Source organism: Paraburkholderia flava, from assembly GCF_004359985.1.
GTDB classification, from domain to species: Bacteria; Pseudomonadota; Gammaproteobacteria; order Burkholderiales; family Burkholderiaceae; genus Paraburkholderia; species Paraburkholderia flava.
Map to the genome: position 1 here is coordinate 1,246,472 of NZ_SMRO01000002.1, position 21,508 is coordinate 1,267,979.

Below are 21,508 nucleotides of genomic sequence, written 5' to 3' on the forward strand. Positions count from 1 at the left end.
GATCCGCCCGATGCGGATCGAACGATTTCGAAGAAGATCACTGATGGCTTTACTGCAAATCTCCGAACCCGGCATGGCACCCGCGCCGCACCAGCGGCGCCTCGCAGTCGGCATCGACCTCGGCACCACGAACTCGCTCGTCGCGGCGGTGCGCAGCGGCGTGCCCGACGTGCTGCCCGACGAGGACGGTCACGCGCTGCTGCCGTCGGTCGTGCGTTATCTGCCGAAGGGCGGTCGACGCATCGGCCGGATCGCGAAGGCCGAGGCCGCGACCGATCCGCGCAACACGATCGTGTCGGTCAAGCGTTTCATGGGCCGTGGCAAGAGTGAAGTGGAAGGCGCCGAGAACGCGCCGTACGATTTCGTCGACGCGCCGGGGATGGTGCAGATCCGCACGATCGACGGCGTGAAGAGCCCGGTCGAAGTGTCCGCTGAAATTCTCGCGACGTTGCGCCAGCGCGCCGAAGACACGCTCGGCGATGAACTCGTCGGCGCCGTGATCACGGTGCCCGCGTATTTCGACGAACCGCAGCGCCAGGCGACGAAAGACGCCGCGCGACTCGCGGGCCTGAACGTGCTGCGTCTGCTGAACGAGCCGACCGCAGCCGCGATCGCATACGGCCTCGACAACGGTGCTGAAGGCCTCTATGCGGTGTACGACCTCGGCGGCGGCACGTTCGATCTGTCGATCCTGAAACTCACGAAGGGTGTGTTCGAAGTGCTCGCGGCCGGCGGCGATTCGGCGCTCGGTGGCGACGACTTCGACCAGGCGTTGTATCGCCATGCACTCGACCAGGCCGGCATCGCGCCCGCAACGCTGACGCCCGAAGACGTGCGTCTGCTGCTCGATACCGTGCGCGAAACGAAGGAGGCGCTGTCCGATGCGCCGTTCGCGCGGCTGGCGGCGACGCTGTCGAACGGTGCGAAACTCGATCTGACGATCGACGAAGCGACGTTCGAAACGGTCACGCGCGCGCTCGTGCAGCGCACGCTGGGCCCGACGAAGAAAGCGCTGCGCGACGCGAAGGTAACGACGACTGATTTCAAGGGCGTCGTGCTGGTCGGTGGCGCGACGCGGATGCCCGTCATTCGCCGCGCGGTCGAAGCGTTCTTCGGCCAGCCGCCGCTGATCAATCTCGATCCCGATAAGGTCGTCGCGCTCGGCGCGGCGATCCAGGCCGATCTGCTGGCCGGCAACCGTGGCGGGGAAGGCGACGACTGGCTGCTGCTCGACGTGATTCCGCTGTCGCTCGGCGTCGAGACGATGGGTGGTCTCACCGAGAAGATCGTGCCGCGCAACTCGACCATTCCGGTCGCACGCGCGCAGGACTTCACGACGTTCAAGGACGGCCAGACCGCGATGGCGATCCACGTAGTGCAGGGCGAGCGCGAGCTTGTGTCCGACTGCCGGTCGCTCGCGCGTTTCGAACTGCGCGGCATTCCGCCGATGGCCGCCGGCGCGGCGCGGATTCGTGTCACGTATCAGGTCGATGCGGATGGTCTTCTGTCCGTGTTCGCACGTGAGCAGTTGTCGGGCGTCGAGGCGTCGGTGGTCGTGAAGCCATCGTATGGTCTCGCCGACGACGATATCGCGAAGATGCTCGAAGACAGCTTCCAGACCGCCGAAGTCGACATGCGTGCCCGCGCCCTGCGCGAAGCGCAGGTCGAGGCGCAGCGTCTGCTGGAAGCGACCGGCGCCGCGCTTGCCGCCGATGGCGAACTGCTCGACGAAGCCGAACGCGCGCAGCTTGATACGCAGATTGCCGCGTTGCAGGCAGTCGCGCAGGGCGACGACGTCGACACGATCGAAGCCGCGACGAAAACGCTTGCCGAAGGCACCGACGAATTCGCCGCGCGCCGGATGAACAAGGGCATTCGCCGCGCACTCGCGGGTCGCAAGCTCGACGAGATCTGAGCGGGGGGCCGCCCCAAATCGGCCAAACCAAAACAGCCGCGCGTGCCCAAAACTCCACGCGCGACCAGTAAAATGACGCGAAGCCGACCCGGCAGCCGCGTCGCGGACTTAACGGAATACGTATGCCTCAAATCGTTGTGCTGCCTCACGTCGAGCTGTGTCCGGAAGGCGCGGTGATCGATGCCGTGCCGGGCAAGAGCATCTGCGACAATCTGCTCGACAATGGCATCGAGATCGAGCACGCGTGCGAAAAATCGTGTGCGTGCACGACGTGTCATGTGATCGTGCGGGAAGGGTTCAACGCGCTCACGCCGTCGGAAGAAGACGAGGACGATCTGCTCGACAAGGCGTGGGGGCTCGAGCGCGAGTCGCGGTTATCCTGTCAGGCGATCGTGCCGGAAAGCGAAGACCTCGTCGTCGAGATCCCGCGCTATTCGATCAATCACGCGAAGGAAAATCACTAACAGGAGCGAGCAGCCATGAAGTGGACCGACACGCAGGACATCGCGATGGCGTTGACCGACAAGCACCCGGACATCGATCCGCAGCAGGTGCGCTTCACCGATCTGCACCGCTGGGTGATGGAACTGGAAGGCTTCGACGACGACCCGAACCGGTCGAACGAAAAGATTCTTGAGGCTATTCAGGCCGCGTGGATCGAAGACGCGGACTACTGAGTCGCGACGTCTTCAGGTCGCAATTTCAGGCCGCAATAAAAAAGGCGATTCCGTGAGGAATCGCCTTTTTGTTTGTGCCGCTGCCTAAGTCAGATCACGATACGCGATCGTGATCCTCGCTCAAAGCCGCCAGCAAGCAACCTCAGCCTGCCACAATCGTGCCGTTCTCGACACGCACGCGCTGGCCTTGCTGGAACGGTGGCGGCGACGCATACGTGAAGTAGCGCGTATGGCCGTTCTCCATCCGCACGCGGACCGAATACGACGTCGTGCTGCGCAGATGCTTTTCGACCGAGTTACCGGCGAGCCCACCGCCCAGTGCGCCCAGTATCGTCATCGCGGTACGGCCGCCGCCGCGTCCGAACTGGTTACCGACCACGCCGCCGGCCACTGCACCGCCGACCGCGCCGACCCCCGTTCCGTGACCTTCCTGACGAACAGCCGAAATCCCTTCGACCGTGCCGCAGCTCTGGCAGTACGCCGGTTGAGCCGGCTGCTGTTGCGCGTATTGCGGTGCCTGCTGGGCCGCGTATTGCTGCTGCTGCCGCGTCGGCGCAGGCGCACGCGGTGCCTGTTGCTGCGCATAAGCAGCCGGATTAGCCGGCGCCGCCGAATCGACGACCGCCTGCGATGCACCAGGCGAGACCTGCGCGGCTTGCGTCTGATTGTTTTGCGCATCCGTGCTCGATGCCTTCGGGAACAGGCCCGTGACGGCCGCAGTAGCCGCGAGGCTGGCGACGATCACGGCACCGGCTGCGGTCGCGACGAGCGGGTGCATACGGCGTTGTGAAGTGTTCTGTTGCGCGGGCTGTGTGTTGTTCAGATTGTCCATGATTGGCCTCCGTCTCTAGCAGAGTCGACTGTGATCGAGACTAGTGTCGGACACGTACGAACCGGCCGGGTTTCAATTTGTAACCAAATCCGCAGCGCTGTCGATGCGGGCCGCGTGAAAGGGCGGTCGCGAGTGCGAGGAGCCTTGAATTCTCACGATGTTTCGACCGGCAACGTGCGCGTCAGCATTGGCGTATCGACAGGCTTTTACCGATAGTTACAAACCATAAGAAGAAAAGGGCGGCCGGATGATCCGGCCGCCCTTTAGAGCGCTACGCGCGTACAGCAATCAATGCGTCAGTCTTCGCGACGCAGATGCGGGAACAGCAGCACGTCGCGAATGCTCGGACTATCGGTCAGCAGCATCACCAGACGGTCGATGCCGATCCCGCAGCCGCCTGTCGGCGGCATGCCGTACTCGAGCGCACGGATGTAGTCCGCGTCGTAGTACATCGCTTCCTCGTCGCCGGCGTCCTTCTGGTCGACCTGCTTGCGAAAACGCGCAGCCTGGTCTTCCGGATCGTTCAGCTCGGAGAAGCCGTTCGCGAACTCGCGGCCCGTGATGAACAGCTCGAAGCGCTCGGTGATGCCGGGGAACGCATCCGACTCGCGCGCGAGCGGCGACACTTCGATCGGATAGTCGACGATATAGGTCGGCTCCCACAGCTGCGATTCGGCAGTCTCTTCGAACAGCGCAAGCTGCAGCGCGCCGACACCTGCGTTCAGGAATTGCGGCTGCGACGCGTCGACGCCGAACTTCTTCAACTCGGGGCGCAGGAACGCTGCATCGGCGAGCTGCGCGTCGGTGTATTGCGGCGCGTACTTCTGGATCGCCTGCGTGATCGTCAGCCGATGGAACGGCTTCGACAGATCGAGCTCGCGGCCCTGATAGGTGAGCGCCGTGGTGCCGAGCGCGTCGATCGCGGCCTGGCGGATCAGGCGCTCGGTGAAGTCCATGATCCACGTGTAATCGGTGTACGCCGCGTAGAACTCGATCATCGTGAATTCCGGGTTGTGCCGCACCGACACACCCTCATTGCGGAAATTCCGGTTGATCTCGAAGACGCGCTCGAACCCGCCAACTACGAGCCGCTTCAGATACAGCTCGGGCGCGATACGCAGGAACATCTGCATGTCGAGCGCGTTGTGATGCGTCTTGAACGGCTTGGCCGCCGCGCCGCCGGGGATCGGATGCAGCATTGGCGTTTCGACTTCCATGAAGTCGGCCTCGGCCATGAACCGGCGGATCGACGACACGGCCTTCGTACGCGCGACGAACGTCTGACGCGATTCCGGCGTGACGATCAGATCGACGTAGCGCTGGCGATACTTCATTTCCTGATCGGCGAGACCGTGGAACTTGTCCGGCAGCGGACGCAGCGACTTCGACAGCAGACGCAGCTCCGTGCAGCGCACCGACAGCTCGCCCTTGTTCGTACGGAACAGCACGCCGCGCGCGGCGACGATATCGCCCAGGTCCCACTTCTTGAACGCGTCGTACGTGGCTTCGCCGACGTCAGCGGGCGTGATGAAGAACTGGATCTGGCCCGACCCGTCGCGCACCGTCGCGAAGCTCGCTTTGCCCATCACGCGCTTGAGCATCATCCGGCCGGCGATGGCGACTTCGAGCGGATTCGCTTCGAGCGCTTCCTTGTCGTGGTCGGCGTACTGCGTCTGCAGATCGGCCGCGTGATGCGTGGGACGGAAATCGTTCGGATAGGCGACGCCCTGTTCACGCAGTGCGCGCAGCTTGTCGCGGCGCTCGGCGATGATCTGGTTGTCGTCCGGCTCGGCTCCGGCATTCGGCTGATTCGGTTCGGTCATGATGGTTCGGTAATCGGGAAGGTCCCGCAACGGCAACAGGATTGCACGCTATACGGCTTGAGTGACTTCAATGACTTCAGAGCGGGGCGGTCGCACGCTGCGCCGCCCCATGTGACGTCAGATGCCCTGTTTCAGGCTGGCGCTGATGAACGCGTCGAGATCGCCGTCGAGCACGCTCTTCGTATTGCTGATTTCGACGTTGGTACGCAGATCCTTGATACGGCTGTTATCGAGCACGTACGAACGGATCTGATGCCCCCAGCCCACATCGGTCTTGCCGGCTTCGAGCTTGTCCTGCTCGGCCTGACGCTTGCGGATTTCCGCTTCGTACAGGCGCGATTTCAGCATGGCCATCGCTTCGGCGCGGTTGCGGTGCTGCGAGCGGTCGTTCTGGCACTGCACGACGATGCCCGACGGAATGTGCGTGATCCGCACCGCCGAGTCGGTCTTGTTGATGTGCTGACCGCCCGCGCCGGACGCGCGGTAGGTGTCGATGCGCAGGTCCGCCGGGTTGATGTCGACCTCGATCGAGTCGTCGACTTCCGGGTACACGAACACCGACGAGAACGACGTGTGCCGTCCACCCGACGAATCGAACGGCGACTTGCGCACCAGCCGGTGAATGCCGGTTTCGGTGCGCAGGAAGCCGTACGCGTATTCGCCTTCGATCTTGATCGTCGCGTTCTTGATGCCCGCGACGTCGCCTTCCGACTCCTCGAGTACTTCGGTCTTGAAGCCCTTGCGCTCGCAGTAGCGCAGGTACTGGCGCAGCAGCATCGCGGCCCAGTCGCACGCTTCGGTGCCGCCGGCGCCGGCCTGGATGTCGAGAAATGCGTTGTTGGGGTCGGCCGGGTTCGAGAACATCCGGCGGAATTCCATGTCGGCGACGCGCTGTTCGAGTCCGGCCGCGTCGCTTTCGCATGCGACGAGCGTGTCTTCGTCGTTTTCCTCGCGTGCCATGTCGAACAGATCCTGCGCGTCGCGCAGATCGTTATCGAGCGCTGTCAGCGTATCGACGACGCCTTCGAGCAGCTTCTTTTCCTTGCCGAGTGCCTGGGCGTGCTTGGAGTCGTTCCAGACGTTCGGGTCTTCGAGTTCCCGGTTGACTTCGACTAGACGCAGAGCTTTGCTGTCGTAGTCAAAGATACCCCCGTAGCTCGCCCGCGCGATTGCGCAGGTCTGCGAGGGAGCTTTCGATCGCGTTGAGGCGTTCCGCTTCCATGTCGGTCTTCTTGCTTCCGATGCTGTAAAAGGACGAAATTATAGCCCATCGGGCTCGCCTCACGAGCCTGCGGCATGGGTTTGCCTTGCTGCTTCGGGTGGATTCTTCAGCCGGCCGCGTGCTCGACGATCAACTGCACCCGCGCGACGCCGTTCCACGTATCGCACGCGAGCCGGTACGCAAGCGTCGTCCGCGCGGGCAGCGTCTCGGTGTGGTTGAACCAGATCGCGTTGAAACGTTGCCGGCCGCGCAGCAACTGAAGTTTCAGATGCCGGTCCTTGACGAGCGCCTGCGACGCCACGTCGAATTCACCGGAAAACACAGGTGCCGGAAACCCTTGACCCCATACCGCGGCTTCGATCAGTTCGACGAACTGCGGCGTGAAGTACGCGTCCTCGAGATCGCCGTCGGTTTCGACCGTGCGCGCGAGCGCGTCTTCCGACAGCCACTCGCGGGCGACCGCTTCGAACGCGGCGGAAAAGCGCGGCACGTCGGCGGCGCCGAGCGTGAGGCCGGCGGCCATTGCATGACCGCCGAACTTCATGATCAGACCCGGTTCGCGCTTCGAGATCAGATCGACCGCGTCGCGCAGATGGAAGCCGGGGATCGAACGGCCCGAACCCTTGACGAGTTCGCCGCGATCGTCGGCGGGTGCGAACGTGAACGACGGCCGGTGAAATTTCTCCTTCAACCGGCTCGCGACGATACCGATCACGCCCTGGTGCCACGTCTCGTTGAACAGCGTGATTGTCGCGGCGCCTTCGGGATCGACCGACGACAGATCGGCGAGCGCCTGCTGCTGCATGCCGGCCTCGATTTCGCGTCGCTCGCGGTTCATCCCGTCGAGTTGCTGCGCAAGTTCCCACGCGCGCCCGATGTCGTCGGTGATCAGGCATTCGATGCCGAGCGACATATCCGACAGCCGGCCCGCCGCGTTCAGACGCGGACCGAGCGCGAAGCCGAGATCGAAACCGGACGCGTTGCGCGCATCGCGGGCCGCCGCACGAAACAGCGCGGCGATGCCCGGCTGCATGCGGCCGTTGCGGATGCGCTGCAAGCCCTGCGCGACCAGCACGCGATTGTTGCCGTCCAGCTTCACGACGTCGGCGACGGTGCCGAGCGCGACGAGATCGAGCAGGCCGTCGAGACGCGGCTCCGGCCGTGCGTCGCCGAACGCGCCGCGACGCCGCAGCTCCGCACGCAACGCGAGCAGCACATAGAACATCACACCGACGCCCGCAATGCATTTGCTCGGGAACGTGCAGCCCGGCTGATTCGGATTGACCATCGCGCGCGCGGCGGGGAGGGTGTCGCCGGGCAGATGGTGATCGGTGACGAGCACGTCGATGCCGAGTGCGTTCGCCGCGTCGACACCGTCGACGCTCGCGATGCCGTTATCGACGGTGATCAGCAGATCGGGCTTCACGTCGGCGCGCGACGCGGCCAGCGCGACGATCTCGGGCGTGAGTCCGTAGCCGTACTCGAAGCGATTCGGCACGAGGTAGTCGATCTGCGCGCCGAACATCCGCAGCCCGCGCACGGCAACCGCACACGCGGTTGCGCCGTCGCAGTCGTAGTCCGCGACGACCAGCATCCGGCGACCGGCGGCGATCGCATCGGCGAGCAGCGCGGCTGCGTCGTCGCAGCCCTTCAGCGAGCCGGGCGGCACGAGCCGCGCGAGGCCCGTTTCGAGTTCGTCGGGGCGGCACACGCCGCGTGCCGCGTAGAGTCGCGCGAGGACCGGATGCAGACCGTGCCGGGCCAGCACTTCGGCGTCGGCGGGAGGACACTTGCGCGTAACGATTCGAGTCATGCGGGAACGCTGTCGGAGAGTCGTGAAATCATTCGATGAACAGCGATGCGAGTACGCGGCGTCGCCAGAATTTGCGCAGGTCACCCCGGGTCACGGAGAGCGAAACCGAACCGGTGTCGCCGCACAGCGTGACGTCGAATGCGCCGAGCGTGCCGGCCTGCAAGGCCGCGAGCGCGGGCGCGAACCAGTCGCGCTCGAGCGCCGCGAACGCGTCGTTCCAGCGGGCCCAGTCCTGTTCGAGGAACGGCGCCGATAATGGATCGAGTTCGACGAGGGTGGTGCCGGTCGAGGTCGTGGTCGACGCCGCAGTCGACACTTCGAGCGCCGTGAACGAAGCCGGCGCATCGCCGACCGGCGTTCCCGACGCGAGCGAGAGTCCGCGCGTAGCCGCAGCCGCCGACAACACCCGCGCGAACGGACTCGTCACCGGCTGCGCGGCACCCTGCGCGTGAAACCAGATCGAGTTGACCGCAGGTAGCCCGCGCGCTTCGCGGGCCTCGTTGACCGGATGCTCGAACCACGCCATCTGCACTTCGTTCTGCAGCTTCATCCACATCCGTGAACGGGCGCCGGTATGCGCTTCGTGCGGCAGCCAGATTTCGATGTTGCGGCCGCTCGCGCGCAGCGGCGACGCGCCCGCGAGCGTGCCGAACGCGTCGCTCGACAGATACCAGCGCGTCGGTCGCGGCGCCTCGATACGCACACCGAGTTCTTCGATCAGCGGCCGCGCGAGCGCGAGCAATGCCGTGGCTTCGTCGTCGGACACGTCGAGCGACGCAGGATCGATCAGCACGAGATGGTCGTGCGCGATGCGCACGTGGACCGGCTGCACGCAGGCCCACGTCGCGTTGCCGGGATCGCCGCCGTCGGCGAGCAGCATGTAGGGGGCGAGCGGGGCTTCGTCGGCTGCTGCTGCGGGCGATGCCTGGGCGAGGGCGCCGAAGCGCCGGGCGATCCAGCGTTCGTGTGGCAGCGTGCGCTGGAAGTCCTCGCCGATCACCCGTTCGATTTCGGTCGCCCGGGCGATCAGCCGGGCGAGCGCCGGATAAGCGGTGCCGGACAGTGCGGCGGATGCGTCGGCTGCAGCAGGCAGCGCGAAAGGCAGTAAAAGATGGAGACGGTCGACATGCATGATGCTGCGCATTGTATGGCAAACTTCGCGGTTGATCGGTGTCTATGCAGTGTCGGCGCGGCGCTTCCACGGCGGAGTCGCACAATAAACATAGTGTGCGGCAGGAGTCCGGAAGGAACCATTAAGCCTCCGCGACACCCGAAGCAACAGGCGCGATGCAACATGGACCAGGCGCCCGGTAAGCGTCCGTAATACCCGGCCGTAAGGTGCGGGCGCGAAAATGGACGCTGCGGCACGACATCGCACGACACGCAACGGTAGAGCAGCAACAGCAGCACCAGTAAAAAACGACGGCAGGCGCAGTTTCCGGGGGCAACAGTGGTGCGCGGTCGGGGCCGGCCGCGCCGCACGACGGCATACCGCGCCGACGGCCGCAGAACGCAGACAAGGATTCGCTTGAAATTTCCCTACGAATGGCAGATTGGCTGGCGCTATACCCGCGCCGGCAAACGCACGACCGGCAACGGCTTCATCTCGTTCATCGCGCTCGTGTCGATGTCGGGCATCGCGCTCGGCGTTGCGGCGCTGATCGTTGTGCTCTCGGTGATGAACGGCTTCCAGAAGGAAGTCCGCGACCGCATGCTGTCGGTGCTCGCGCACGTCGAGATCTTTTCGCCGACCGGCTCGATGCCCAACTGGCAGCTGACCGCGAAGGAAGCGCGACAGAACCACGAGGTGATCGGCGCGGCGCCTTACGTCGAAGCGCAGGCGCTGCTCACGCGCGCCGATGCGGTGAGCGGGGTCGCGTTGCGCGGGGTCGAGCCGTCGCTGGAGCCGGAGGTGTCGGACATCGGCAAGGACATGAAGGAAGGCACGCTGAACGCGCTGACGCCCGGCGATTTCGGCATTGTGCTAGGCGCCGATCTCGCGGCCAACCTCGGCGTGCGCAAGGACGACAAGATCACACTTGTCGCACCGGAGGGCACGATGACGCCGGCCGGCATGCTGCCGCGTCTCAAGCAGTTCACCGTGGTCGGCGTGTTCGAGTCCGGGCATTACGAATACGACAGTACGCTCGCGCTGATCAACATCCGCGATGCGCAGGCGCTGTTCCGATTGCCTGCGCCGACCGGCGTTCGATTGCGATTGAAGGACATGCAGCGTGCGCCAGAGGTCGCGCATCAGCTTGCGCGCTCGTTATCGGGCGACCTGTACATCCGCGACTGGACCCAGCAGAACAAGACGTGGTTCTCGGCCGTGCAGATCGAGAAACGGATGATGTTCATCATCCTCACGCTGATCATCGCGGTCGCGGCATTCAATCTCGTGTCGTCGCTGGTGATGACGGTGACCAACAAGCAGGCGGACATCGCGATCCTGCGCACGCTCGGCGCGCAGCCGGGATCGATCATGAAGATCTTCGTCGTGCAGGGCGTGACGATCGGCTTCATCGGCACGGCGACGGGTGTCGCGCTCGGCTGTCTCGTCGCGTGGAGCATTCCGTGGCTCGTGCCGATGATCGAGCATCTGCTCGGCGTGCAGTTCCTGCCGCCGTCGGTGTACTTCATCAGTGAGCTGCCGTCGGAGCTGGTTGCCAGCGACGTGATCCGCATCGGCGTGATCGCGTTCGTGCTGTCGTCGCTCGCGACGCTGTACCCGAGCTGGCGCGGTGCGAAGATTCGTCCGGCGGAGGCGCTCCGCTATGAGTAATCTCGATCTTGATCAAACGCAAAAGCAAAAGCGGCCCGAAACGATGTCCGGCGACACCCAGCATTACCCGTATGTGCTCGAAGCCTTCAACATTTCGAAAGCGTTCGTACAGGGCGGTCTGAACGTGCAAGTGCTCGACAACACCGCGCTGACCGTGCATCGCGGCGAGAAGCTCGCAATCGTCGGCGCGTCGGGGTCCGGCAAGAGCACGCTGCTGCACGTGCTCGGCGGCCTCGACGATCCGAGCGCGGGCCAGGTGTCGGTGCTGGGCAAGCCGTTCACGAAGCTGTCCGAGCGCGAGCGCAACGACCTGCGTAATCGCGCGTTGGGTTTCGTTTATCAGTTCCATCATCTGCTGGCGGAATTCACGGCGCTCGACAACGTCGCGATGCCGCTGCGCATTCGCCGTATGACCACCGAGGCCGCGCGTAGCGAAGCGCTCGCGATGCTCGATCGCGTCGGGCTTGCGCATCGTGCGAAGCATCGGCCGGGCGAACTCTCGGGCGGCGAGCGGCAACGTGTCGCGATTGCGCGCGCGCTGGTGACGAAGCCCGCGTGCGTGCTTGCCGACGAGCCCACGGGCAACCTCGACGGCGGCACGGCGGACACCGTGTTCGACCTGATGCTCGAACTGTCCAAAACGCTGAACACGAGCTTTGTGATCGTCACGCACGATCTGGAACTCGCGGGACGCTGTGATCGCATCATGCGTCTGCGCGACGGCGTGCTGCACGAGGAGCCCAAGGCTCCCGTTTAACGTTCGACTTTGGCGGAGCGCACCGCATGTGGATCGACACGCACTGTCATCTCGACGCGTCCGAATTCGACGCGGACCGCGACGCGGTCGCGGCGGCGGCGCACGATGCAGGCGTCGCTCGGATCGTGATTCCCGGCGTCGCACGCGAGCATTTTTCGCGGGTCCGCGAACTGGCGCACAAGGTGAGGGGCGGCGCGTACGCGCTCGGTATTCATCCGCTCTTCACGCCGCGCGCGCAGGACAGCGATCTCGACGCGCTGCGGATGGAGATCGAGGCGAGCCTCGACGATCCGCTGTTCGTCGGGCTCGGCGAAATCGGTCTCGACTACTTCGTTCCTGGTCTCGACGACGAACGTCAGCAGTTCTTCTATAACGGGCAGCTCAAGCTCGCGCGCGAATTCGATCTGCCGGTGATCTGCCACGTGCGCAAATCGCAGGACCAGGTGTTGAAGGGACTGCGACGTCATAACGTACATCGCGGCATCGCGCACGCGTTCAACGGCAGCTTCCAGCAGGCGAATGCGTTCATCGATCACGGGATGCATCTCGGCTTCGGCGGCAATCTGACGTTCGAGCGGGCTCGGCAGATTCGCCGGCTCGCGGAGCAGTTGCCGCTCGAAGCGCTCGTCGTTGAAACCGACGCACCCGACATCGCGCCCGAATGGCTTTACCGCGAACGCAATACTCCCGACCAGGTGCCGCGTATCGGCGCATGCCTCGCGCAACTACGCGGCATTAGCGAAGACGAACTCGCCCTTGGCACAACGGCTAACGCGCACGCCGCGTTGCCCCGGCTCGCCCGATCGTCCGCATAATCGTCTGCAGCGGGCCGCGTTCTCGCGACCGCTGCGGTGAGCCACGCTTACCGTTTTGTCGCCGACGCGGCGACCGCTTTCGATGGCGGTTGCGGAGGGCGAATGCGGGCAGTGTGGTGCGGATTTGCGTTGGGCGTGATGGTTTTGCAGCAGCAGGCGGTGTTGCCGTCGACGAAGGTGTGGTGTCTGCTGATCGCGGCGATGTTCGCGAGTATCGGCGTCGCTATGTGGTGTCACGCGAAGGCGCGCGGATATGTTGTCGTGGGCTCATGCGTGCTGCTGTTCGCCTCCGCCTGCATCGGTTTCGGCTACGCCGCGTGGCGTGCGGAACTGCGTCTCGCGACGAGCTTGCCGCATGCATGGGAAGGACGCGATATCGACGTGACGGGCTACGTCGACGGTCTGACTTCCAGCGACGCAATCGGCGTGCGCTTTCTGTTTCATGTCGACTCGGTCGACGCACCCATTCCACATTTCCCGCGCACGCTGCAGCTGTCGTGGATTGCCCGCGATGCGCCGCCGCCCGCATTGCCGCCCGGTTCGCGCTGGCGTTTGCCGGTGCGCCTCAAGCGGCCGCATGGCAACGAGAACCCCGGCGTACGCGATATCGAGGCGGCGTGGCTCGAACGCGACGTACGCGCGACCGGCTACGTCAGCGCGCCCATTCGTGCGCTTCGGCTTAGCGGCGACGCACATAGCGTCGATATAGTAATCGATCGCTGGCGCGATGCGTTACGCGCACGAATCGATGCCGTCCTCGCGGACGCACCGCATCGCGGGATCGTCGTCGCGCTTGCAGTCGGTGCGCAGGATGCAGTGAGCGCCGTCGACTGGAACACGATGCGCGTGACCGGCACGAGTCATCTGATCGCAATCTCCGGGCTGCATATCGGTTTTGTCGCGGGCTTCGCCGCGTGGCTCGTCGGTGGCGTGTGGCGACGCTCGGGATTCATCGGTCGCAACTGGTCGCTGCGCGTGCCGGCGCAGAAAGTCGCGGCGCTCGGCGGCGCGGCGTTCGCCGCAGTGCATACGGCGCTGGCCGGCTTCAACGTGCCGGCGCAACGCACGCTGTGGATGCTCACGGTCGTCGCGCTCGCATTCGCGAGCGGTCGCACGGTGCCGGCGACGGTCGTGCTTGCGTGGGCGCTCGGTCTCGTGCTGGTGATCGATCCGTGGTCGGTGCTGTCGGCGGGATTCTGGCTGTCGTTCTGCGCGGTCGCGGCGATTCTGTTCGCGTTGTCCGGACCGTCGCATCGGGCATTGCCCGATCCTGGGATCGCTGATTTATCTCCTCTCAGGCGCTTCATGCTGCGCCGTCTGCGTGCCGGTACCACGCATCTGCGCGAAGGCGCACGTGTGCAGTTCGCGGTGACGATCGCGCTGGCGCCGCTCACCGTGTGGTGGTTCGCGCAGATTCCGCTCGTCGGGCCGTTCGCGAATGCGGTTGCGATTCCGTGGATGAGCCTGCTTGTCACGCCTGCGGTACTCGTCGGCACGGTGTTGCCCGCGCCGCTCGACGCCTACGCGTTCGACGTCGCGCACGAACTGCTGCGTGCATTGATGCCGTTTCTGCAATGGCTCGCTGCGCCGAAATGGGCGCTGTGGTTTCTGCCGCGACCCGGCGCAGGCGCGCTGGCCTGCGCAGCGCTCGGCGTCGCGTGGTGTCTCGCGCCGCGCGGCTGGCCGATGCGCCCGGCCGGCGCGTTCGCGTTGCTGCCGTTGCTGTTGCCGCCGCAGGCCGGACCGCCGTCGGGCACGTTCCGGCTGATCGCGCTCGATATCGGGCAGGGCTCGTCGATTCTCGTCCAGACTGCGCATCACACGCTGCTGTTCGACGCCGGTCCCGGTCCGGAGTCGACGCATGCGGGTGAGCGCATCGTCGTGCCGTTCCTGCAGTCGCACGGCGTGACGACGCTCGATGCGCTCGTCGTCAGTCATTCGGACTCCGATCACGCGGGCGGTGCGCCGGCCGTGTTCGACAACATCGGCGTGCGGCAACTGCTCGCGTCGTTGCCGGGCACGAACGCGCTGTGGAGTCGCGCAATTGCCGTGGGTGCCGACCGCGTACGCTGCGTGGCCGGGCAGCACTGGCAGTGGGACGGCGTCGACTTCGCGATGCTGTGGCCGGACCCCGGTCCGCTGCACGGCAAGGCCAATGACCAGTGCTGCGTGCTGCGCGTCAGCATCCCCGTGCCGAACGGCACCCCTGCGCTCGCCGCGTTGCTGGCCGCCGATATCGAGGCGCCAGTCGAACGCACGCTGCGCGAGCGCGATCCGGCTGCGTTGCGCGCGCCGGTGCTGCTCGTGCCGCATCACGGCAGCCACACGTCGTCGACTGAGCCGTTCCTCGACTCTGTCGGTCCGCTCGTTGCCGTATTTCAGGTAGGCTATCGCAACCGATTTCATCATCCGCATCCCGGCGTGTTCGCGCGTTACGAAGCGCGGCATATCGAACTTGCCCGCAGCGACGACGATGGCGCGGTGACGATCGAAGCGGCAGGCACGACGCTGTCGCTCGATCGGTATCGCGACACGCAGCGGCGTTACTGGATGGACCGGTGATCACGGTTCACGGCCGGACGTGCCGCGATCCGGGGGAAGCATCAAGGTTCAAAACCGCGTTCAGAACGGAGACAGCCGCAGTTGAAAAACATCATCCACTTCTCGCACGCGAACGGCTTTCCAGCGTCGATCTATCGAACGATCTTCGCTGAGCTGTCGGACGACTACGATCTGCGTTTCATCGAGCGCATCGGCCACGATGCCCGCTTTCCGGTGACGCAGGACTGGCCGCATCTGGTCGAACAACTGCTCGAGGACATTGGTCGCACGTACGAACAGCCGGTGTGGCTCGTCGGCCATTCGCTCGGTGGCTATCTGTCGCTGATGGCCGCGCTGAGAAAGCCGCAGTGGGTGAGGGGCGTGGTGATGCTCGATTCGCCGGTCGTCGCGGGTTGGCGCAGCAGCATGCTGCGCGTGTCGCAGTGGACGGGGCTCGACGAGCGGCTGTCGCCGGCCGCAGCCACGCGCACGCGGCGCACGCACTGGACGAGCCGCGAGGAGGCATGGCGGCATTTCCATTCGAAGCCGGCGTTCGCGCGCTGGGACGAACGCGTGCTGTCCGACTACATCGATTTCGGGATTCCACAGAGCGCGCCGGACGGCTCGCGCGCACTCGCGTTCGATCGCCGCACCGAATACCGGATCTATCGCACGTTGCCGCACACGCTCGGTGCGCGGCTCGCGCGCGGCGCGCCGGTGCCGGTCGGGTTCATCGCGGGCACGCAGTCGAAGGAGATCCGCCAGGCCGGTCTCCAGGCGACGCGGCGCGCGACCGACGGACATCTCGAATGGATCGAGGGCAGTCATCTGTATCCGATGGAAAAGCCGATCGAAACCGCGCGGGCAATTCAGCGGATGCTGCGCGAACTCGAACGACGCGCGTAGCGAGTGGGTTGGGGGCGGACAATCGATTCGCCGGACGCGAATGCACCGCACTGCGTACTGTGTGACGTGTATCGACCGGTGGTTTATGCGTCGGAAAAGGCGCGACGTCATCGCATGCTCACGCACACACCGGACAATCTCAAAAAGACAGTTGAGCCGATGTTGCAGCGCAGGTTCGAACGGTCGTGCCGCGCGTCGCCGCAAGCGGGCTGAAGTTGCACCGGATGCCCCGCACATTGCTGGGTTGGGGCCCTGCTTTACGGTATAATCCGTTTTTCCCGCGAGCATCCAGCGATGACCAAATATGTTTTCGTCACCGGCGGCGTAGTGTCTTCCCTCGGCAAGGGTATTGCCGCCGCTTCTCTCGCCGCGATCCTCGAATCGCGCGGCCTCAAAGTCACCCTCCTCAAGCTCGATCCCTACATCAACGTCGACCCCGGCACGATGAGCCCGTTTCAGCACGGCGAAGTGTTCGTGACCGAAGACGGAGCGGAGACCGACCTCGACCTCGGCCATTACGAGCGCTTCATCAGTACGAAGATGCGCAAGGCCAATAACTTCACCACGGGCCAGATCTACGAATCGGTGATCCGCAAGGAACGCCGCGGCGATTATCTGGGCAAGACGGTGCAGGTCATCCCGCACATCACAAACGAAATCCAGGCTTTCGTCGAGCGCGGCGCGGCATCCGCGACGTGCGGCGAGCCTGACGTCGCGATCGTCGAGGTGGGCGGTACGGTCGGCGACATCGAATCGCTGCCGTTCCTCGAAGCCGCGCGGCAGATGAGCCTGCGCATGGGCCGTAACAGCGCATGCTTCGTGCACCTCACGCTGGTGCCGTTCATCGCGACGGCCGGCGAACTGAAGACCAAGCCCACGCAGCACAGCGTGCAGAAGCTGCGCGAGATCGGGATTTTCCCGACCGTGCTGCTGTGCCGCGCCGATCGCCCGATCCCCGACGACGAACGCGCGAAAATCTCGCTGTTCTCGAACGTGCCGGAAGACGCGGTGATCTCGGTGTGGGACGTCGACAGCATCTACAAGATTCCGCAGATGCTGTGCGACCAGGGGCTCGACAAGATCGTCTGTGACGAACTCAAGATCGCACCGAAGCCGGCTAACCTGTCGATGTGGGCGTCGCTCGTCGACAAGCTCGAGAACCCGAAGCACGAAGTGACGATCGGCATGGTCGGCAAGTATGTCGATCTGACCGAGTCGTACAAGTCGCTGATCGAAGCGCTGCGCCATGCGTCGATCCACACGTCGACCAAGGTCAACATCCAGTACCTCGACTCCGAAGAGATCGACGCGAACGGTATCGACAGCCTCAAGCATCTCGACGCGGTACTCGTGCCGGGCGGCTTCGGCCGGCGCGGCACCGAAGGCAAGATCAAGGCGATCCGCTACGCCCGCGAAGCGAAGGTGCCGTACCTCGGCATCTGCCTCGGCATGCAGCTCGCGGTGATCGAGTTCGCACGCGACGTCGTCGGCCTCGCGAACGCGAACAGCACCGAATTCGATCCGGAGACGCCGAGCCGCGTCGTCGCGCTGATCACCGAGTGGTATGACCGCGAAGGCAAGGTCGAAAAGCGCACGGAAGAATCCGATCTCGGCGGCACGATGCGCCTCGGTTCGCAGCGCTGCCCGATCAAGCCCGGCACGATGGCCGAAGAGATCTACGGCAAGGACGTGAACGAACGCCATCGCCACCGTTATGAAGTCAATAACCGCTTCGTGCCCCAGCTCGAAGCCGGCGGCCTTATCATCAGCGCCCGTACTCCCAGCGAAGATCTGCCGGAAATGATGGAACTGCCGCGTAGCATGCATCCGTGGTTCGTCGGCGTGCAGTTCCACCCGGAATTCACGTCCACGCCGCGCGACGGTCATCCGCTCTTCAAGTCGTTCGTCGAAGCGGCGCTCGTGCGTCGGCAGTCGCTGTCGAGCACGGCGAAAAAGGTAGGGGAGAAGGCATGAAACTCTGCGGATTCGAAGCCGGTCTCGACAAGCCGTTCTTCCTGATCGCGGGCACGTGTGTCGTCGAATCCGAACAGATGACGATCGACACCGCCGGCCGCCTGAAGGAAATCTGCGCGAAACTGGGTATTCCGTTCATCTACAAATCGTCGTACGACAAGGCCAATCGCAGCAGCGGCAAGTCGTTCCGCGGTCTGGGCATGGACGAAGGGCTGCGCATCCTGTCCGAAGTGAAGCGCCAGCTCGGCCTGCCGGTGCTGACCGACGTTCACAGCGAACACGAGATCGAGCCGGTCGCGGCGGTCGTCGATGTGCTGCAGACGCCGGCGTTCCTGTGCCGGCAAACGGATTTCATCCACGCGTGCGCGCGCTCGGGCAAGCCGGTCAATATCAAGAAAGGCCAGTTTCTCGCGCCGCACGACATGAAGAACGTGATCGACAAGGCACGTGAAGCGGCCCGTGAAGCAGGGCTGTCGGAAGACCGCTTCATGGCCTGCGAACGCGGCGTGTCGTTTGGTTATAACAATCTCGTGTCGGACATGCGTTCGCTCGCGATCATGCGCGAAACCGGCGCACCGGTCGTGTTCGATGCAACCCACTCGGTGCAGTTGCCGGGCGGGCAGGGCACGAGCTCGGGCGGTCAGCGCGAATTCGTGCCGGTGCTCGCGCGTGCTGCAATCGCGACGGGCGTCGCGGGCGTCTTCATGGAGACGCACCCGAACCCGGCGGAAGCGAAGTCGGATGGCCCGAACGCGGTGCCGCTGAACCGCATGGCCGATCTGCTCGAAACCTTGATTACACTGGACGCGGCGGTAAAACGCGCGCCGTTCCTCGAAAGCGATTTCAACTGATGCGGCGTCTGCGGTGCTTGCGATAAGCGCCGTGGACGAATCGATGGAGGGGAGACGAAAGGCCGGCGGCGATGCACGCATCGACACACCGGCTCACGAAGAGACGAAACGGCGCCGCCCGACCGGCTCGGCGCAGATGAACCGACGACCTTCAGCGGCGTCTGACGACAGACGCAAGGCGCGAACGCGGTCGTCACCGTAAAGCATCCACCGTTATTTCTTGAGGAAACCATGAGTGCTATCGTAGATATCATCGGTCGCGAGATTCTCGATTCGCGAGGCAACCCCACCGTCGAATGCGACGTGCTGCTGGAATCGGGCACGATGGGCCGCGCAGCGGTACCGTCGGGTGCATCGACCGGCTCGCGTGAAGCGATCGAGCTGCGCGACGGCGAAACCGGCCGCTATAGCGGCAAGGGCGTGCTGAAGGCGGTCGAGCACATCAATACCGAAATCTCCGAAGCCATCATGGGCCTCGACGCCTCCGAGCAGGCTTTCCTCGACAAGACGCTGCTCGAACTCGACGGCACCGACAACAAGTCGCGCCTCGGCGCGAACGCGATGCTGGCTGTGTCGATGGCCGTCGCGAAGGCGGCCGCTGAAGAAGCCGGCCTGCCGCTGTACCGCTACTTCGGCGGCTCGGGTGCGATGCAACTGCCGGTGCCGATGATGAACATCGTCAACGGCGGCGCGCACGCGAACAACAGCCTGGATATCCAGGAATTCATGATCGTGCCGGTCAGCCAGCCGACCTTCCGCGAAGCACTGCGCTGCGGCGCCGAAGTGTTCCACGCGCTGAAGAAGATCCTCGCAGACCGCGGCATGAGCACGGCGGTCGGCGACGAAGGCGGCTTCGCGCCGAACTTCGGCAGCAACGACGAATGCCTGTCGACGATCCTTCAGGCCATCGAGAAAGCCGGCTACCGTGCGGGCGAAGACGTGCTGCTCGCGCTCGACTGCGCGGCCAGCGAGTTCTATCACGACGGCAAGTACCAGCTGGCGGGCGAAGGCCTGCAACTGTCGTCGGCGGAATTCACCGACTACCTCGCGACGCTCGCCGACAAGTTTCCGATCGTGTCGATCGAAGACGGTATGCACGAAAGCGACTGGGCAGGCTGGAAGCTGCTTACCGACAAGCTCGGCAAGAAGATCCAGCTGGTCGGCGACGATCTGTTCGTCACGAACACGCGCATCCTGAAGGAAGGCATCGACAAGGGCATCGCGAACTCGATCCTGATCAAGATCAACCAGATCGGTACGCTGACCGAAACCTTCGCCGCGATCGAAATGGCAAAGCGCGCCGGCTACACCGCGGTGATCTCGCACCGCTCGGGCGAAACCGAAGACTCGACGATCGCCGACATCGCAGTCGGGCTGAACGCCGGGCAGATCAAGACCGGCTCGCTGTCGCGTAGCGACCGTATCTCGAAATACAACCAGCTGCTGCGCATCGAGGAAGATCTCGGCGATATCGCGAGCTACCCGGGCAAGTCGGCGTTCTACAACCTGCGCTAAGTACGTCAAGCGTTGCAGCCGTCATCCTTCGTTTCCGCATCAACCTGCCGCCCTGCGTATAGCGCAGGGCGGCGCGTATTATCTGCACTCCCTTTTTCATGCGGCTCGTCACTGTCGTTCTGATCGTTTTGCTGGCGCTGATCCAGTTCCCACTCTGGTGGGGGCACGGCGGCTGGCTGCGCGTTCACGAACTGCAGCAGCAGCTCGGTGAACAGCAGAAAAAGAACGCGGATGAAAAACTGCGCAATGAGCGGATCGCAGGTGAGGTGCAGGATCTGCAGAACGGCACGGCCGCCGTCGAAGAGCGCGCGCGCTACGAGATGGGGATGGTGAAGGACAGCGAGGTGTTCGTGCAGTTCGTGTCGCCGAACGCATCGAGCCCGGTTGCGGCGAATACGCCGACCTCGGCGACGTCGACGCGTGGCGTGATGTCGGCGGCTCCGGTGCGCGTCGTGCCGAATCCGGAGTCGCGTGCGAGGCCGGACCGCAAGCACGCGGGGAAGAAGGGTAAGGACGGCAAGGAAGCGAAGGGAAAGAGCACGGCCCAGCATTGAGCATTGACCGGATTACGGCCACGCGGTTCGTGGCTCTCCGAAACGAAAAAAAGCGCGATGTTCATCGCGCTTTTTTATTGGCCGAAACCTGTGCGGTAACGATCGGACTACCAGCCCCATCCCCAGCCCGGCGAATAACCGTAGCCGATGCCCGTTCCCCAGCCACGGCCCCATCCACCGCCGCCGTAATAGCTGCCATAGACGCTCACCGGCGGGCTGTAGTAACGCGCATACGCCTGAGCGGCGGCTTCGGCGGCCATCTGCTGGTTCTGTTCGTTCAACACCTGTCGGTCGATCACATCGTAGCGCTGGCGTTCCTGTTCGGTGAGCGGCCGTGTGCCGTTCGGCAACCCGGACTGATCCGCCGGCAGACGGCTGTAGATCGGTGAAGGGCCCGGCGGCTCCATTGCGCAGCCTGCGAGCGCAGCGGCACCCACGGCAAGCGACAGTGCGATCGCGGTTTTGCGGCCCGACAGCAGAAGGATGGGAAGAGGCGTTTTCATTGCTGGATCTCCGTCGGCGGTATCGCAC

18 protein-coding genes are annotated in these 21,508 nt (G+C 64.5%); 12 read left to right on the top strand and 6 right to left on the bottom strand.

Features of this window, described 5'->3' with window-relative positions:
* Positions 1 to 43 precede the first annotated feature (43 nt).
* From hscA to iscX, 3 genes are all read left to right on the top strand, one after another.
* On the top strand, positions 44 to 1,915 hold the full coding sequence (hscA, locus tag E1748_RS17000) for a Fe-S protein assembly chaperone HscA (protein WP_133648343.1): 1,872 nt from the start codon (positions 44 to 46) through the stop codon (positions 1,913 to 1,915).
* Positions 1,916 to 2,037: 122 nt separating this feature from the next.
* The gene (fdx, locus tag E1748_RS17005) at positions 2,038 to 2,379 is read left to right on the top strand and encodes an ISC system 2Fe-2S type ferredoxin (RefSeq protein WP_133648344.1); all 342 of its coding nucleotides are present in this window, start codon (positions 2,038 to 2,040) and stop codon (positions 2,377 to 2,379) included.
* A gap of 15 nt (positions 2,380 to 2,394) precedes the next feature.
* Complete coding sequence (gene iscX / locus E1748_RS17010; RefSeq protein ID WP_133648345.1) at positions 2,395 to 2,592, top strand: Fe-S cluster assembly protein IscX; 198 nt, start codon at positions 2,395 to 2,397, stop codon at positions 2,590 to 2,592.
* Between the two features lie 142 nt (positions 2,593 to 2,734).
* On the opposite strand, the gene E1748_RS17015 is transcribed toward iscX, so the two are convergent.
* The 5 genes from E1748_RS17015 to E1748_RS17035 all read right to left on the bottom strand — a co-directional run bounded on the left by E1748_RS17015 (position 2,735) and on the right by E1748_RS17035 (position 9,426).
* Entirely contained in the window at positions 2,735 to 3,424 is a 690-nt protein-coding gene (locus E1748_RS17015; RefSeq protein ID WP_133648346.1) for a glycine zipper 2TM domain-containing protein, read from the bottom strand.
* A 296-nt stretch (positions 3,425 to 3,720) separates the two neighbouring features.
* Positions 3,721 to 5,247 carry a lysine--tRNA ligase gene (gene lysS, locus E1748_RS17020; protein ID WP_133648347.1) on the bottom strand — a complete coding sequence of 509 codons (1,527 nt, stop codon included), beginning with the start codon at positions 5,245 to 5,247 and terminating at the stop codon, positions 3,721 to 3,723.
* 117 nt (positions 5,248 to 5,364) lie between these two features.
* Positions 5,365 to 6,469, bottom strand: a protein-coding gene (gene prfB, locus E1748_RS17025; RefSeq protein ID WP_133648348.1) for a peptide chain release factor 2 whose coding sequence is annotated in 2 segments (ribosomal slippage) — positions 5,365 to 6,387 and positions 6,389 to 6,469 — 1,104 coding nt in all. Because the reading frame shifts where the segments join, the coding sequence is not laid out codon by codon here.
* A 106-nt stretch (positions 6,470 to 6,575) separates the two neighbouring features.
* Complete coding sequence (recJ, locus tag E1748_RS17030) at positions 6,576 to 8,282, bottom strand: single-stranded-DNA-specific exonuclease RecJ (RefSeq protein ID WP_133648349.1); 1,707 nt, start codon at positions 8,280 to 8,282, stop codon at positions 6,576 to 6,578.
* 28 nt (positions 8,283 to 8,310) lie between these two features.
* Complete coding sequence (locus E1748_RS17035; protein WP_133648350.1) at positions 8,311 to 9,426, bottom strand: regulator; 1,116 nt, start codon at positions 9,424 to 9,426, stop codon at positions 8,311 to 8,313.
* A 384-nt stretch (positions 9,427 to 9,810) separates the two neighbouring features.
* Between E1748_RS17035 and E1748_RS17040 the strand changes: the two genes are divergently transcribed.
* From E1748_RS17040 to ftsB, 9 genes are all read left to right on the top strand, one after another.
* Positions 9,811 to 11,064 (top strand): lipoprotein-releasing ABC transporter permease subunit, encoded by a 1,254-nt coding sequence (locus tag E1748_RS17040; RefSeq protein ID WP_133648351.1) that lies wholly within the window; start codon positions 9,811 to 9,813, stop codon positions 11,062 to 11,064.
* 43 nt (positions 11,065 to 11,107) lie between these two features.
* Positions 11,108 to 11,821 carry a lipoprotein-releasing ABC transporter ATP-binding protein LolD gene (gene lolD, locus E1748_RS17045; protein ID WP_133648352.1) on the top strand — a complete coding sequence of 238 codons (714 nt, stop codon included), beginning with the start codon at positions 11,108 to 11,110 and terminating at the stop codon, positions 11,819 to 11,821.
* Between the two features lie 26 nt (positions 11,822 to 11,847).
* Complete coding sequence (locus tag E1748_RS17050) at positions 11,848 to 12,636, top strand: TatD family hydrolase (protein ID WP_133648353.1); 789 nt, start codon at positions 11,848 to 11,850, stop codon at positions 12,634 to 12,636.
* 102 nt (positions 12,637 to 12,738) lie between these two features.
* Positions 12,739 to 15,198 carry a DNA internalization-related competence protein ComEC/Rec2 gene (locus tag E1748_RS17055; protein WP_133648354.1) on the top strand — a complete coding sequence of 820 codons (2,460 nt, stop codon included), beginning with the start codon at positions 12,739 to 12,741 and terminating at the stop codon, positions 15,196 to 15,198.
* Positions 15,199 to 15,279: 81 nt separating this feature from the next.
* Positions 15,280 to 16,083, top strand: a complete 804-nt coding sequence (locus tag E1748_RS17060) for an alpha/beta fold hydrolase (protein ID WP_133648355.1) — start codon at positions 15,280 to 15,282, stop codon at positions 16,081 to 16,083.
* Positions 16,084 to 16,377: 294 nt separating this feature from the next.
* Positions 16,378 to 18,057, top strand: coding sequence for a CTP synthase (locus tag E1748_RS17065; RefSeq protein WP_133648356.1), 1,680 nt, complete (start codon positions 16,378 to 16,380; stop codon positions 18,055 to 18,057).
* On the top strand, positions 18,054 to 18,908 hold the full coding sequence (gene kdsA, locus E1748_RS17070) for a 3-deoxy-8-phosphooctulonate synthase (protein WP_133648357.1): 855 nt from the start codon (positions 18,054 to 18,056) through the stop codon (positions 18,906 to 18,908). The genes E1748_RS17065 and kdsA overlap by 4 nt, the downstream gene beginning before the upstream one ends.
* A 231-nt stretch (positions 18,909 to 19,139) precedes the next feature.
* Complete coding sequence (eno, locus tag E1748_RS17075; RefSeq protein ID WP_133648358.1) at positions 19,140 to 20,423, top strand: phosphopyruvate hydratase; 1,284 nt, start codon at positions 19,140 to 19,142, stop codon at positions 20,421 to 20,423.
* A gap of 98 nt (positions 20,424 to 20,521) precedes the next feature.
* Positions 20,522 to 20,977, top strand: coding sequence for a cell division protein FtsB (ftsB, locus tag E1748_RS17080; protein WP_133648359.1), 456 nt, complete (start codon positions 20,522 to 20,524; stop codon positions 20,975 to 20,977).
* 107 nt (positions 20,978 to 21,084) lie between these two features.
* Here ftsB and E1748_RS17085 read toward each other — a convergent pair whose 3' ends face one another.
* Positions 21,085 to 21,480 (bottom strand): hypothetical protein, encoded by a 396-nt coding sequence (locus E1748_RS17085; protein ID WP_133648360.1) that lies wholly within the window; start codon positions 21,478 to 21,480, stop codon positions 21,085 to 21,087.
* Positions 21,481 to 21,508 lie beyond the last annotated feature (28 nt).